13 protein-coding genes are annotated in these 13,459 nt (G+C 64.1%); 9 read left to right on the top strand and 4 right to left on the bottom strand.

Features of this window, described 5'->3' with window-relative positions:
- Positions 1 to 27 precede the first annotated feature (27 nt).
- From FJ964_RS06125 to FJ964_RS06110, 4 genes are read right to left on the bottom strand one after another with little or no spacing between them, the layout of a single operon-like run.
- On the bottom strand, positions 28 to 612 hold the full coding sequence (locus FJ964_RS06125) for a sarcosine oxidase subunit gamma (RefSeq protein ID WP_140549562.1): 585 nt from the start codon (positions 610 to 612) through the stop codon (positions 28 to 30).
- Positions 605 to 3,598 carry a sarcosine oxidase subunit alpha gene (locus FJ964_RS06120; RefSeq protein WP_140549561.1) on the bottom strand — a complete coding sequence of 998 codons (2,994 nt, stop codon included), beginning with the start codon at positions 3,596 to 3,598 and terminating at the stop codon, positions 605 to 607. The genes FJ964_RS06125 and FJ964_RS06120 overlap by 8 nt, the downstream gene beginning before the upstream one ends.
- A complete protein-coding gene (locus FJ964_RS06115; protein WP_140549560.1) occupies positions 3,595 to 3,906 on the bottom strand; it encodes a sarcosine oxidase subunit delta in 312 nt (103 codons plus the stop codon). Before FJ964_RS06115 ends, FJ964_RS06120 begins: the two co-directional genes overlap by 4 nt.
- A gap of 29 nt (positions 3,907 to 3,935) precedes the next feature.
- Positions 3,936 to 5,189: a sarcosine oxidase subunit beta gene (locus FJ964_RS06110; protein ID WP_140549559.1), complete on the bottom strand. Its 1,254-nt coding sequence runs from the start codon at positions 5,187 to 5,189 to the stop codon at positions 3,936 to 3,938.
- A 263-nt stretch (positions 5,190 to 5,452) separates the two neighbouring features.
- Here FJ964_RS06110 and FJ964_RS06105 point away from each other — a divergent pair, with 263 nt between their 5' ends.
- The 9 genes from FJ964_RS06105 to FJ964_RS06065 all read left to right on the top strand — a co-directional run bounded on the left by FJ964_RS06105 (position 5,453) and on the right by FJ964_RS06065 (position 13,452).
- A complete protein-coding gene (locus tag FJ964_RS06105; RefSeq protein WP_140549558.1) occupies positions 5,453 to 6,211 on the top strand; it encodes an SDR family oxidoreductase in 759 nt (252 codons plus the stop codon).
- Between the two features lie 110 nt (positions 6,212 to 6,321).
- Positions 6,322 to 6,708 (top strand): SET domain-containing protein-lysine N-methyltransferase, encoded by a 387-nt coding sequence (locus FJ964_RS06100; protein ID WP_140549557.1) that lies wholly within the window; start codon positions 6,322 to 6,324, stop codon positions 6,706 to 6,708.
- Between the two features lie 179 nt (positions 6,709 to 6,887).
- On the top strand, positions 6,888 to 7,154 hold the full coding sequence (gene rpsU, locus FJ964_RS06095) for a 30S ribosomal protein S21 (RefSeq protein WP_010911429.1): 267 nt from the start codon (positions 6,888 to 6,890) through the stop codon (positions 7,152 to 7,154).
- Positions 7,155 to 7,295: 141 nt separating this feature from the next.
- Positions 7,296 to 8,138 (top strand): tetratricopeptide repeat protein, encoded by an 843-nt coding sequence (locus FJ964_RS06090; RefSeq protein WP_140496334.1) that lies wholly within the window; start codon positions 7,296 to 7,298, stop codon positions 8,136 to 8,138.
- A gap of 203 nt (positions 8,139 to 8,341) precedes the next feature.
- Positions 8,342 to 8,818 carry a DUF992 domain-containing protein gene (locus tag FJ964_RS06085; RefSeq protein WP_140549556.1) on the top strand — a complete coding sequence of 159 codons (477 nt, stop codon included), beginning with the start codon at positions 8,342 to 8,344 and terminating at the stop codon, positions 8,816 to 8,818.
- Positions 8,819 to 9,233: 415 nt separating this feature from the next.
- Positions 9,234 to 10,244, top strand: a complete 1,011-nt coding sequence (locus tag FJ964_RS06080; protein WP_140549555.1) for a hypothetical protein — start codon at positions 9,234 to 9,236, stop codon at positions 10,242 to 10,244.
- A 9-nt stretch (positions 10,245 to 10,253) separates the two neighbouring features.
- Positions 10,254 to 11,261 (top strand): hypothetical protein, encoded by a 1,008-nt coding sequence (locus FJ964_RS06075; RefSeq protein ID WP_140549554.1) that lies wholly within the window; start codon positions 10,254 to 10,256, stop codon positions 11,259 to 11,261.
- 104 nt (positions 11,262 to 11,365) lie between these two features.
- Positions 11,366 to 11,836, top strand: coding sequence for a DUF992 domain-containing protein (locus FJ964_RS06070; protein WP_140549553.1), 471 nt, complete (start codon positions 11,366 to 11,368; stop codon positions 11,834 to 11,836).
- 179 nt (positions 11,837 to 12,015) lie between these two features.
- Positions 12,016 to 13,452: an MFS transporter gene (locus tag FJ964_RS06065; RefSeq protein ID WP_140549552.1), complete on the top strand. Its 1,437-nt coding sequence runs from the start codon at positions 12,016 to 12,018 to the stop codon at positions 13,450 to 13,452.
- Positions 13,453 to 13,459: the final 7 nt, after the last annotated feature.

Genomic DNA, 13,459 nt, shown 5'->3' with positions numbered 1-13,459 from the left:
CGGACGCAGGCGGCAGACGTTGCCGGGTCAGGCCGCCGCGTCGCGTGCTCCCTCGGAGAGGAAAGTAAAGACATAATCCGAGAAGGAACGCCAGCACTCGACCCGGAAGGCGTCTTGCGCCGTGCGCAGCAGAACGATCTCGGCTTTGCCGAGAATGGTGCGCGAGGCGGCACCCACCGGGAAGGCTTCGGGCGAAAGATCCTGCGGGCAGCCCGAATTGATTGCCGCGGCCGCGGCCGGACCAGCGACCGATATCGCGACGTTGCGATGCGAGATGCCGACAGCGGAATGCAGGGCGGAAATCTTTGCACAATCGGCGAGCGGGTCGTTGCCGGCCTCGTCGATGATCATCCACTCATCCGGCCCAAGCCACAGCGCGGTTCGCCCGCCCTTCGACACGGACGTCTTCGGCTTTTTCGGCAAGGTCACGCCGAGCGCCTTCGAGAGGGCGGCAAGCGAAGCCTCCGGCGCGCGCAGCGAGATACGCTCGGCAGGTGGCAGCACCTCGACCTTGGCGCCTGTCGCGGAGATGGTCCGCCCAGCAAGCGCCGGACGGCGCTCGGCCGCCGGCGATGCGGCCGGAGCCGCTTTCTTTGCCACAGCCTTAGCCATTGAGGCGGCCTCCCGTCTCGTCGAAGAACACCATGCCGGAAACCTCCACTTCGATCGTCCCGCTCGGCATCGGCACGTAGAGCGTGTCGCCTATGCGTGCGCGGCCGCCGGCGACCAGCGCCAGGGCGATCGAGCGGCCGCAATTCTGCGACCAATAGCTCGATGTGACATGGCCGATCATCTTCATCGGGATCGCCTGCCTGGGATCCTCGACGATCTGCGCGCCTTCTTCCAGCACCACCTTGGGATCCTTGGTCTTGAGGCCGACCAGCTGCTTGCGGCCCTTGGCGACCAGGTCCGGCCGCGTCATGCCGCGGATGCCGACGAAATCGGTCTTCTTCTTGCCGACCGCCCAGTCGAGCCCGGCATCACCAGGCGTGACCGTGCCATCGGTGTCCTGGCCGACGATGATGTAGCCCTTCTCGGCGCGCAGCACATGCATCGCCTCGGTGCCGTAGGCTGTGGCACCATGCTTCTGGCCCTCGGCCCACAGCGCTTCCCAGACGGCCTGGCCGTAGTCCGCCGGCACATTGACCTCGAAGCCGCGCTCGCCGGTGAACGACATGCGGAACAACCTTGTCGGCACGCCGCATATCTTGCCCTCGCGCACCGACATATGCGGCAGCGCCTCGTCCGACATGTCGATGCATTCGACCAGCGGCGCGATGATGTCGCGCGATTTCGGGCCCTGCACGGCGATAACAGCCCATTGCTCGGTGATCGACGTCAGCCAGACATTGAGATGCGGGAACTCGGTCTGGAGATAGTCCTCCATGTGGTTCATGACGCGCGGCGCGCCGCCCGTCGTCGTCGTCACATGGAAACGGTCTGGCGCCAGCCTGCCGACGACGCCGTCATCATAGATGAAGCCGTCCTCGCGCAGCATGATGCCGTAGCGGCAGCGGCCGGGCTCCAGCTTTTCCCAGGGATTGGTGTAGAGCAGCTCCATGAACTTGGCCGCATCGGGGCCGACCACCTCGATCTTGCCCAGCGTCGAGGCGTCGAACAGGCCGGCTGTGTTTCGAACGGCGACGCATTCGCGGTCGACCGCCGCATGCATGTCCTCGCCTGCCTTGGGGAAGTACCAGGCGCGTTTCCACTGCCCGACATCCTCGAACACCGCGCCTTGCGCCTCGGCCCAGGGATGGATCGCCGTCTTGCGTGTCGGGTCGAACAGCGGGCCGCGCGCATGGCTGACGATGGCGCCGAAGGTCACCGGCGTATAGGGGGCGCGGAACGTGGTGAGGCCCACCTCGGGGATCGGCTTGCCAAGCGTCTCGGCGGCAATCGCCAGGCCGTGCATGTTCGAGGTCTTGCCCTGGTCGGTCGCCATGCCGTTGGTGGTGAAGCGCTTGACATGCTCGATCGAGCGCATCCCCTCATGCACCGCCTGGCGGATGTCCTTGGCGGTGACGTCGTTCTGGAAATCGACGAAGGCTTTCACCGTCGTATCCGGACCGGCGCCGTGGGCGGCGCCCAGCATGCCGCGCGACCAGCTTTCCGAGGCGTCGACTTTGGGCTTTGTACCCTTGGCGGCCTTCGCGCCGGCGTCCTTAGCCGCCTTGGCTCCTGCCGCATAGGCCTCGTCGACGGTCGCCGACAGGCCGTCCGTGCCGTTGCAGGCGCCGACAGAGATGCAGTCCTGTGCATAGGTGCCGGGCACGAAGCGCTTGGTTTCGTCATTGAAGGCGACCTTGCCGCGCGACTGCGAGAACAGGTGCACCGACGGCGTCCAGCCGGCCGACATCAGGATCGCATCGACCGCAATGGTGCGCTCGCCGCCGCCATTCTTCGGCTGCACGGTCATCGACGAGACGCGCAGCTTGCCGCCGGCCCGGATCACCGCGCGGCCGAAATTGATCTCGATGCCGAGCGTCCTTGCTTCGTCGATCACCGGCCCGGTCGGATTGTCGCGCAGATCGACGATAGCCGCGATGTTGACGCCGGCCTTCTTCAGGTCGATCGCCGCCGCGTAAGCGGAATCATTGGCGGTGTAGACGCCAATATTCTTTCCGACCGCGACGCCATAGTGATTGAGGTAGGTGCGCGCGGCCGAGGCCAGCATGATGCCCGGCCGGTCGTTGTTGGCGAACACCATGTGGCGCTCGATGGCCCCGGAAGCCAGCACCACGCGCCTGGCGCGCACTTGCCACAGCCGCTCGCGCGGCAGGTCGTGGCCGGGATTTTGCAGATGGTCGCTGACCCGTTCGACCAGGCCGACGAAGTTCTGTGCGTAGTAGCCGAAGGCAGTCGTGCGCGACAGCACGCGGACATTGTCCATGCCTTTCAGCCTGGCGATCGCCGCCTGTGCCCAGGCAAAGCCGCCCTGGCCGTCGATCTTCGCACCGCTCTCGAAGCGCAGGCTGCCGCCGAATTCGGCCTGCTCATCGGCCAGAATGACGCGCACGCCGGTTTCAGCCGCTGCCAATGCCGCCGCGATGCCGGCCGCGCCGCCGCCCAGCACCAGCACGTCGCAATGAGCGTAACGCGACGAATAATGGTCGGGATCCGGCCTGTCGGGAGACACGCCAAGCCCGGCGGCTTCGCGGATCTTGGGTTCGTAGAGGCTCTTCCAAGCCGCCTTCGGCCACATGAAGGTCTTGTAGTAGAAGCCGGCCGAAAACAGCGGCGACGCCAGATCGTTGACCGCGCTGACGTCGAAGGACAGCGACGGCCAGCGGTTCTGCGAGTTGGCCGCGAGCCCGTCATAGAGCTCCTGCACGGTCGCGCGCACATTCGGCGTCTTGCGCGCGTCGTCGCGCACGATCTGCACCAGCGCGTTGGGCTCCTCCGCGCCTGCCGACAGCACGCCCCGCGGCCGGTGATATTTGAACGAGCGGCCGACCAGGTGCACGCCGTTGGCCAGCAGCGCCGAAGCCAGCGTATCGCCTTCGATGCCGGTATAGGACTGGCCGTCGAAGCTGAAGCGGGCGGTCTTGGCCTGGCTCAGGCGGCCGGCGCTCGGTATGCGGAACGCGCCGCTCATTTGGCAACCACTTCGCTGGAGTTTTTGGGCAGCTTGGAAGGCTTCGGCTCGCCGGCCTTGTAGGTCATGACGAACTTGTCGGTGACGGTGTCGCGCACGGCGTTGAAGAAGCGCGCACAGCCATGCATGTGCCGCCAGCGCTCATAGATGATGCCCTTGGGATTCGAGCGGATGAAGAAGAATTTTTCGAAATCGTCGTCGCTCTCGCCTGATATGTTGGACGAGCGCGCGATGTGCGCCTCGCCGGCGTTACGGAACTCGAGTTCCGGACGTTCTTCCTCGCAATAAGGGCAGCGGATGAGAAGCATTCTTGTTCGTTCCTACAGCTCAGTCATCGTCAGTGCGCCACCGCCGCCGCCGCTGCCTCGTCGATGAGGCGGCCGGTGCGGAAGCGCTCGATGGTGAAGGGCGCGTTGATCGGATGCGGATCGTCCTTGGCGATGGTGTGGGCAAAGACATGGCCGGAGCCGGGCGTCGCCTTGAAGCCGCCCGTGCCCCAGCCGCAATTGACGTAGAGGCCGGGCACCGGCGTCTTGGCCAGGATCGGCGAGCGGTCGGGCGTCACGTCGACGATACCGCCCCAGGAACGCAGCATCTTCATGCGCGTGAAGATCGGGAACATCTCGCAAATGGCGTCGAGCGTATGCTGCAATATGTGCAGGCCGCCGGTTTGCGAATAGGAGACGTACTGGTCGGTGCCCGCGCCGATCACCAGTTCGCCCTTGTCGGACTGCGAGATATAGGCATGCACCGTGTTCGACATCACCACGCAGGGAACGACAGGCTTGACCGGCTCCGATACCAGCGCCTGCAGCGGGTAGCTTTCCAGCGGCATGCGCACGCCGGCCATGTTCATGATGACCGAGGAGTGCCCGGCGGCGACGACGCCGACCTTCTTGGCGCCGATGAAGCCGCGCGTCGTCTCGACGCCGGTCACCGCGCCGTTGGCCGCACGCTTGACGCCGGTGACCTCGCAATTCTGGATGATGTGCACGCCCCGTGCCGAGGCGCCGCGCGCATATCCCCAGGCGACCGCGTCATGGCGCGCCGTGCCGCCGCGCCGCTGCAGGGCGGCACCGACGACCGGGTAGCGCGCATCCCTGGAAATATTGAGCGGCGGGCAGAATTCCTTCGCCTGCTCCGGCGTCAGCCATTCATTGTCGATGCCGTTCAGCCGGTTCGCGTGGACATGGCGCTTCAGCACCTGGATGTCGTGCACATTGTGCGCCAGCATCATGACGCCGCGCGCCGAATACATGACGTTGTAATTGAGCTCCTGGCTGAGCCCGTCCCACAATTTCAGCGCATGATCGTAGATGCCGGCGCTCTCGTCATAGAGGTAGTTGGAGCGGATGATGGTGGTGTTGCGGCCGGTATTGCCGCCGCCCAGCCAGCCCTTCTCCAGCACCGCGACATTGGTGATGCCGTGCACGGTGGCGAGATAGTAGGCGGTGGCCAGGCCATGGCCGCCGGCGCCCACGATGACGACGTCGTATTCCTTCTTCGGCTCCGGCGAGGACCATTGCTCCTCCCAGCCCTTGTGGCCGCGCATGGCCTCACGCGCGATGGCGAATACAGAGTATTTCTTCACGTTCCAGCCTCGCGCCAAAGTCTCGCGGATTTGCGGCCGGACTAGCAGTTTCCCCGGCGCGCGAGGTGTATCACTAGCGAAACAGCGCTGCCACCCTTGCGCTGTTTGCGACGGCGCTTGCCGTTTTGCGCCGCAACCTGTCACCGTGTACGAAACCAGGGAATCGGTGGGGTTCGCAGCTTTCGGGTGGCTGCGGCCATGCTCATTTGCGACGACGCATCCAACCACCGGCAAGGCCGGCTTAGCGGAAGGATGACAGAAACATGCTCGCACTCGCCAACAAGATCGCCATCGTCACCGGCGCCAGTTCCGGCATCGGCCACGCCACTGCAAAGCTCTTTGCCGAGGAAGGAGCCAAGGTCGTCGCCGCCGCGCGCCGTCAGGCCGAGCTCGATGGGCTTGTCGAGGAGATCGTGGAGACCGGCGGCACTGCGATCGCTCTTGCCGGCGACGTCAGGGACGAAGCCTATGCGAAGGCGTTGGTCGATCTTGCGACCGGCAGCTTCGGTGGTCTCGACATTGCATTCAACAATGCCGGCGCTGTCGGCATGATGGCGCCGCTGCCGGACCTGCCGCCGGCGTCGTGGCACGACACGATGGATACCAATCTGACCAGCGCCTATCTGGCCGCCAGGCATCAGATTCCGGCGATGCTGGAGCGCGGCGGCGGATCGCTGGTCTTCACCTCCAGCTTCGTCGGCTATACCGCCGGCATGCCAGGCATGGCCGCCTATGCCGCGGCCAAGGCCGGCCTCATCGGCCTGACGCAAGTGCTGGCCGCCGAGTACGGGCCGAAGGGGTTGCGCGTCAACGCACTGCTGCCGGGCGGCACCGACACGCCGGCCGCCACCTTCAAGACACCCGAGTCGCGCGCTTTCGTGGAAAGCCTGCACGCCTTGAAGCGTGTCGCGGAACCGGAAGAGATCGCCCGCTCGGCGCTTTATCTTGCCTCCGACGCATCGAGCTTCACCACCGGAACCGCGCTGTTCGCCGACGGCGGCGTGTCAATCAACCGGACGTGAACGGTTTCGGCGCCGGCGTGCGGATCGATGCGGCCGCGATGTCGCAATCCGGGCTTGCATTTGGGCTCGAATTGACGATTCCGTTCTCTCCTTGGAAACGGGTCGGAACCATGCTGCTGATCAGAACCTATGTCGCCCAAAGCGCAATCGAGGGCGTCGGCGTGTTCGCCGCCGAGCCGATCAGGAAAGGCGCCTCGATCTGGCGGCTCGACCCGGATTTCGACCGGCTGATCCCGCTGGAAAAATACCAGGCGGCACCCTCGCATCTGAGGGAACTGCTCGACCGCTATGCCTATCCCAGCCCCGACCGGCCGGGCTTCATGGTCTATGAGGTCGACAATGGCCGCTTCATGAACCATTCGGCGACACCGAACACCGACTTTTCGCAGTATGGCGGGGCAACCGCGACCCGCGACATAGCGGCGGGCGAAGAGATAACCTGCGATTATGGCGAATTCTTCGAGGATTTTGAGCGGTTGCATCTGGCCACCGCGTAGTTGGCTGCCTATCTTGTGAGCGACCGCCGGGCGATTTGGCCGCCTCCCTTCATTTCGGCTGTGGACAGCGCGGCGTGATTCTGCTATCAGCCGCCACAATTCGTGGTGTAAATCGCCGCGGAGGCTAGTGGCTATGGCCGCTTGCCTGTTGATATCAAACCCGAAAGACAGGATTGCCCGTGCAGGTACTCGTCCGCGACAACAATGTTGATCAGGCGCTTCGCGCTCTCAAGAAGAAGATGCAGCGCGAAGGCATCTTCCGCGAAATGAAGATGCGCGGTCACTACGAGAAGCCTTCCGAGAAGCGCGCCCGTGAAAAGGCCGAAGCCGTACGCCGCGCCCGCAAGCTGGCCCGCAAGCGCGCCCAGCGCGAAGGCCTGCTGCCGATGACGCCGCGTCCGGTGGCCGCCGGCGGTGCAGCCGGTGCAGCGCGTCCGCCGCGCTGACCAGCGCCAATATTTCGTCCTTTTCGAAGGATACCAGAGGTGGCGCGATGCGGAATCGCCGCCACCTTTTTATTTTGATATGACCCGGCCCGGAGGGGGGATCCGGACCTGAATGACGCGGCAAGTGAGGACAGGGCAGACATGAACGCAATCAGCGTGGAGAGCAAAACCACATTTCGTGGCTTTGCCCTGGCGACAGCCCTGCTTTCCGGATTGATGCTTGCCGGCTGCCAGACCTCAGGCCCGACCGGCGAATTCAACAACATCGACAAGGCGCAAGGGTCGAGCGAGAATATCTCCTCGCTGTCGGCGGTGATTCAGCGCAATCCGCAGGATCCTGAAGGCTACAATGTGCGCGGCTCGGCCTATGGCCGGGGCGGCCAGTACCAGGCGGCGCTCAAGGATTTCAACCAGGCCATCCAGCTTAACCCGAATTTTTACCAGGCCTATTCGAACCGTGCGCTCATCCAGCGCTTCCTCGGTAATCAGGAAGCCGCGCTGGCGGACTACAACCGCTCGATCCAGATCAACGGCAACTACGATGCCGCCTATATCGGCCGCGGCAATCTCTACCGCAAGGCCGGCCGCACCCAGGAAGCCTTCAACGACTTCCAGAAGGCGATCCAGCTCGACACGACCGATGCCCGCGCCTATCACAATCGCGGCCTGATCTATCAGAGCCAGGGTCAGCACAAATTCGCCATCGAGGATTTCTCGACCGCCATCTCGCTGGCCCCGGACGCCGCCGAGCCATACAACGGCCGCGGCCTTTCCTACCTCGCCACCAATGACGAGGACAATGCCTTCTCCGATTTCAACATGGCCATCAAGCTCGACGGCAAGAACGCCGAGGCCTGGTCCAACCAGGCGCTGATCTATGAGCGGCGTGGCGACAAGGCCAAGGCGGCCAAGTCTTACCGCGAAGCCGTTCGGCTCGATCCCACCTACCAGCCAGCCAAGGACGGCCTCGCCCGCGTCAGCTGACGCGATCAGGCAATGCCGGCCAAGCCCACGCGTCCGATGCGTGTCCAAAGGGACACGCATCGCCGCAGATCGCCATCAATCCGGCAACCGCGCGTTAACCCCCGCTGCAGGCCGTGATCGCCTGCCTTGTTCGCGCCAAGGTTTCAGCGGAACGGTCTGGCCAGCCAGCCGTTACTTTGATGCAATTTGCGAAAGGACCTCCCATGATCAAGAAACTCGTCTGCGCCGCTGCGCTCGCCACGACCATGTTCGCTGTTGCACCGGCAAGCGCCGGCAGGCTGCAACTCGGCACGCTCGACTGCACCATCGATGGCGGCACCGGCTATATCGTGACGTCCAACAAGGGCGTGTCCTGCGTCTTTCGCCCCTATCATCACGGTCCGGCCGAGATTTACACCGGCGTCATCTCCAAGCTCGGCGTCGATGTTGGCAAGACGCACCAGGGCCAGCTCGCCTGGGCCGTGTTTGCCGCGACCCGTGATCGGGACGCGGGCGACCTTGCCGGCAGCTATTACGGCGTCAATGCCGAGGCGAGCGTCGTGACCGGCGGCGGCGCCAATCTGCTGGTCGGCGGCTTCGACAGCGCCTTCATGTTGGAGCCGCTCAGTGTCCAGGCACAGACCGGCGTCAACCTGGCTGTTGCCGTGACCTCGCTTGAGCTGATCCACTCTCTCAAGTAACGGCACGTTGATCTTCTCGGCGCGGACGGCAACCGCGCGACGATCGAAATAGCGCGCGGTGGACTTGGTTCCGCCGCGCGCTTTGCATTTGCGAACTGCTGTGACCAGGCCAAGCTAGCAGAACGAAATTATTGCCGATGGAAGACTTGCTCGTTCTGTGCTACCAACCGGAAATGTTGCTGGCTCTGCGCGAAAATGCGCGCGAGCTCCGGCAGATGTAAAGACATCGTCGAATGCAATTTTGTTGCAGCTGCCGGAGGCCGTGATGGATTTCATCGAGCAGTTATTCGGATTTTCGCCCGATGGCGGGTCGGGATCCTTCGAACTTCTTCTGATACTCGCACCATTCTTGATTGCCGCTGTCTGGTTTTTCATGCGTCGACAGCGACGTTGACGAAATGGCCGCGGACTGGCCATGAACCCGCTCCCCAAAATACTGGATTTCCTGAACGCGCTCGCCGACGCGTTCACCGAGTGGCCATCGAACCTGCGCCAGATCGCTGCCCGGATCTGCGCCCTCGCCAGATTGCTCTGCGAAAGAATGAAGCTCCCCGATCGGTTGGACCGAAGCGGGCCGCAACGTTGCGTCAAGATCAGCGACCCCGCCTACAAACGCCCGGATCCCCTGATCTACGCGCAGTATTATTTGATGGGCCAGGGCCTCGCCGTCACATGGGACAACCCCGACATCGAGATCCGAAGCGGCGGCAATCCTGTCGCGCCACATATGCTGGCGCCCGACACCGAATATGAAATCGTCGCCCGTATCTGGAACAACTCGACCGAGGCCCCGGTCGTCGATCTGCCGGTGAAATTCTCCTATCTGAGTTTCGGCATCGGTACGGTGTCGCATTGGATCGATGAGACCAGGACCGATCTCGGCGTCAAGGGCGGGGCCAACCATCCGTCTTTCGCGTCGGTCAAATGGCGAACTCCGGCAGCGCCTGGTCACTATTGCATCCAGGTCCTGCTCGACTGGCTCGACGATGCGAACCCGAACAACAACCTAGGCCAGGACAACACTACCGTCGGTGTCGCCCATTCGCCCGCAAGATTTGAATTTCGCCTGCGCAATGGCGAGCGGGAGAGGATGGGATTTCGTCTTGAGGCCGATGCCTATTCCCTTCCTGAATTGCCGGTCTGTGAGCCGCGCCCTCGCCCGAGGCCGCGTCGCCGGCCCTTGCGCACCTTCCCCGGCACCATCGCGGCAGTGCCTGCCGGCCACACCCGTCAATCGCATCCTTTGCCCGCCGGCTGGCTTGTCACGTTCGAGCCCGCACAAGCGGACCTTGCCCCGGGTGAGGAAATCCCCGTCACTGTCAATATTGAACCGCCAGCCGGTTTCACCGGCCGCAAGGCAATCAACGTTCATGCTTTCTCGGCCCGCGGCCTCGCCGGCGGCGTGACGCTCTATGTCGAGCGATAGGGGGTCGCCATGGCTTATCGGCACTACACCAAATGCGTATCGGTCGGAAATCACCACGGCAAACAATACGGGCAGATGATCATTGCCGCGGCCGTGGTCGCTTTGCCGCTCATCCTTGTGGGCGCCCTTTCCGGACCGGCCGCCATGCTGGTGGCGCTTGCGGCCATATTGGCCTATTGCCGCTGGTGGCTCTACGACCGGCTGGTCTGTCTCGGTGGCGACGAATGCGCGGTGGGCTGGCTGCTCAAGGTCGATCCGCCGGAGGAGAAGTCGGGACTGGACCGGTTCGACACCGACTACAGTCTCAATCTGGTGCCGGGCAATGTCGTCGAATTCACCAACCAGGCAACGGCCGAAAAGATAGCGCCGTTTGGACGCCTGATCGCCAATACGCCTGCGATCCAGGGCGCGGGCCTCGATTGGAAAGGTCAGGAAGCGCGCCAATGGGCCAATGACGACCCGACCGCGGTGCTGCATTGCGAGTTCGAAGGGGCCGGCGTCTACGACCTCATGATAGCCTGCCTTGCCGCAATTCCAGTCGCCACGGCCGCCGCGGTTGCTTGCGCCATTCCCTTCTTCGGCTGGATCGCCTGCGCGGTCCTGTCGCTTATCGCGGCAGTCATCGTCATCGTCGGCGGCATAGTCGGCCTGCTCGACACAGCCAATCCGACGGATCTCGACGAGAATCTCGGCGATCTTCACGTCAACGATCCGACGCGCCGCGGCGCGGACATCCTGTTCGTCAAGGGAACGTGGGTCTACGATTCGGCACATGACGGCTGGAACGAAATCCATCCCATCAAGCACTGTCAGAAGATCGGCACCTGGAACGGCAGCTGGAGCGAATCCCCGGTTCCCGACGGCAGCCCCGCCCGCTGGTGTGAAGCCGTTGAGACGGCAGGATCGCCATTGACCGTCGCATCCCAGCAGGAGCCTCAGAACCAGTGGACGATACATCCCGCCATAGACGGTTGCCGGCCAAAGCCCGACGATCACCGACCGGACCCCGTGCACTGACCTGGCATCCGGTAACGACCTCATCTTCCCTTCGCTCGCGAAGCAGCGTCATCTGCTCCTCGAAGATGGCTGCAGCGAATGCACGAGGGGTCACGACACGCAAAATGATCCTTGCTGCCATCGTTGCCATCGCTAGCCCCGCCTTGGCCCAGGCACACGACCAGGGCATCGAGCTCGGCACGCTTGAATGCGCCATATCGGGCGGCACCGGCTTCATCTTCGGCTCGAGCAAGGATCTGAGCTGCACCTTCACCCCTGCCGACAAGACTTTCGCGCCGGAAGCCTATTTCGGCGCCGTCAACAAATACGGCCTCGACATCGGCACGACCAAGCAGGCGGTGATGCGATGGCTGGTGCTGACGCCGCTGAAGAACATCTACGCGCCGGGCGCATTGGCCGGCGACTATGTCGGCGCCAGCGCCGAGGTGACGGCAACCGTGGGCGCCGGTGCCAATCTGCTGGTTGGCGGCTCCTCGCAGGCCTTCACCTTGCAGCCGCTCAGCCTGCAGACCCAGACCGGCATCAATTTCGCCATCGGTGTCAGCCAGTTCCAGCTGCGCAGCACGGAGAACTGATCGGCCGGCGATGCCGGCCGGCCAGGGATGCGGGCATCACGAACATGTCCAAAAAAATCGCTTGAGCTCAAGCTTGGTTGAGGTTCTACAAACCCATCCGACCGTGGTCCTGCCGGACCCCCGAGCTGGCTCCTGGCGCCACGCGTTTGCATCGGGATATGAAAATTCGAGGGACCGAAGTGACCGACATCAGCACAAACAGGGTTGACTGGCGCGCATTGTGGGCGAGCGGCGATCTCGCGCGCTTCTGCTTCATCAGCCTCGGCATCCTGCTGCACGCCACCAACGAGACGATGGTGGCGACCGTCATGCCTGCCATGATCGGCGAACTGGCGGGCGTGCAACTCGTCGGCTGGTCGCTGGCGATCTACGAACTGGGCGCCATCGTCGCCGGTGCCGCGGCCGGACGGCTGGTCAGCTATGTGGCGCTGCGCACCAACATGGTGGTCGCGGCCCTGCTCTACGCGGCCGGCGCGCTGATCTGCGCCACCGCGCCCTCGATGCAATTGTTCCTGGCCGGGCGCCTGATCGAGGGCCTGGGCGGCGGCGCGCTGGTGTCGCTGGCTTTCGTGTCGGTGGAGCGGCTGTTTCCGCGTGCCATCTGGCCGCAGCTTTTCGGCATCATGTCGGCGATCTGGGGCGTCGCCGCCTTCAGCGGGCCGATGCTTGGCGCGATCATGACAGAGCTTCTGTCATGGCGCTGGGCCTTCGGCATCTTCGTGTTCGGCGGTGCGGCGATGGCGCTGGCGAGCTTCGTCGTGCTCGACACGCCGGAAGCGACGAGGCCTAGTGCCGGCGCGGGCAAGGCACCACCCTTCCCGTTCATAGCGCTTGGCTGCCTTGCCGTCGCCGTCGTGCTGATCGCCTCGGCGGGCGTCGACATCGCTCTGCTGCGCTCGTCGGTGCTGATGGTGCTCGGCCTGGTCGGCCTTGTGCTGTTCTTCCGTATCGATGCGCTGAAGCCGAGATCTCGGCTTTTCCCCTCGCAGCTGTTCTCGTGGCGCACGCCGGTCGGCAGCGGCATGACCATGGTCGCCGCCTTCTCGGTGGCGACCTGTTCCTTTGCCATCTACGGCCCGCTGCTCCTGACCACGCTGCACCACGTCCCGCTCCTGACCACCGGCTACATCATCGCCGCCGAATCGATCGCCTGGTCGATCCTGTCGATCCTCGTCGCCAACGCGCCGCAGGAGCGTGAGAGATTGATCATCGTCATCGGTGCCCTGATGATCGCAACCGGCCTCGCTGGTTTCGCCTACACGATCCCCTCCGGCTCGATCCCGTTGATCCTGGTATGCGCCCTTTTGCAGGGTGGCGGCTTCGGCGTTGCCTGGCCGTTCCTGACGCGCGTCATCGTGGCCTCCGCGCCGGGAGATGAGCAGACCATCGCCTCGGCCGCGGTGCCGACCATGCAGCGTATCGGCTATGCGGTGGGAGCCGCCCTTGCCGGCATCGTCGCCAATGCCAGCGGCTTTTCGCAAGGCCTGAACCAGGACGCGGCGGCTGATGTGGCAACCTGGCTGTTCCTCGCCTTCGTGCCGCTCGGCATGGTCGGCTGCCTGGCGGCGTTGCGGACGTCGACGGCCACGAGTCGGCTACCGGAGGCTGTCAGCTGATCAGTCC

The sequence above is a fragment of the Mesorhizobium sp. B2-3-2 genome, from assembly GCF_006442295.1.
Classification (GTDB): domain Bacteria; phylum Pseudomonadota; class Alphaproteobacteria; order Rhizobiales; family Rhizobiaceae; genus Mesorhizobium.
This window is presented reverse-complemented; position numbering and strand designations above follow the sequence as displayed.

Excerpts from the sequence above, each read along its gene's own strand:
- FJ964_RS06125 (WP_140549562.1), bottom strand. The coding sequence starts at position 612 with ATGGCTAAGGCTGTGGCAAAGAAAGCGGCTCCGGCCGCATCGCCGGCG.
- FJ964_RS06120 (WP_140549561.1), bottom strand. The coding sequence starts at position 3,598 with ATGAGCGGCGCGTTCCGCATACCGAGCGCCGGCCGCCTGAGCCAGGCC.
- FJ964_RS06115 (WP_140549560.1), bottom strand. The coding sequence starts at position 3,906 with ATGCTTCTCATCCGCTGCCCTTATTGCGAGGAAGAACGTCCGGAACTC.
- FJ964_RS06105 (WP_140549558.1), top strand. The coding sequence starts at position 5,453 with ATGCTCGCACTCGCCAACAAGATCGCCATCGTCACCGGCGCCAGTTCC.
- FJ964_RS06100 (WP_140549557.1), top strand. The coding sequence starts at position 6,322 with ATGCTGCTGATCAGAACCTATGTCGCCCAAAGCGCAATCGAGGGCGTC.
- FJ964_RS06090 (WP_140496334.1), top strand. The coding sequence starts at position 7,296 with ATGAACGCAATCAGCGTGGAGAGCAAAACCACATTTCGTGGCTTTGCC.
- FJ964_RS06085 (WP_140549556.1), top strand. The coding sequence starts at position 8,342 with ATGATCAAGAAACTCGTCTGCGCCGCTGCGCTCGCCACGACCATGTTC.
- FJ964_RS06080 (WP_140549555.1), top strand. The coding sequence starts at position 9,234 with ATGAACCCGCTCCCCAAAATACTGGATTTCCTGAACGCGCTCGCCGAC.
- FJ964_RS06075 (WP_140549554.1), top strand. The coding sequence starts at position 10,254 with ATGGCTTATCGGCACTACACCAAATGCGTATCGGTCGGAAATCACCAC.
- FJ964_RS06070 (WP_140549553.1), top strand. The coding sequence starts at position 11,366 with ATGATCCTTGCTGCCATCGTTGCCATCGCTAGCCCCGCCTTGGCCCAG.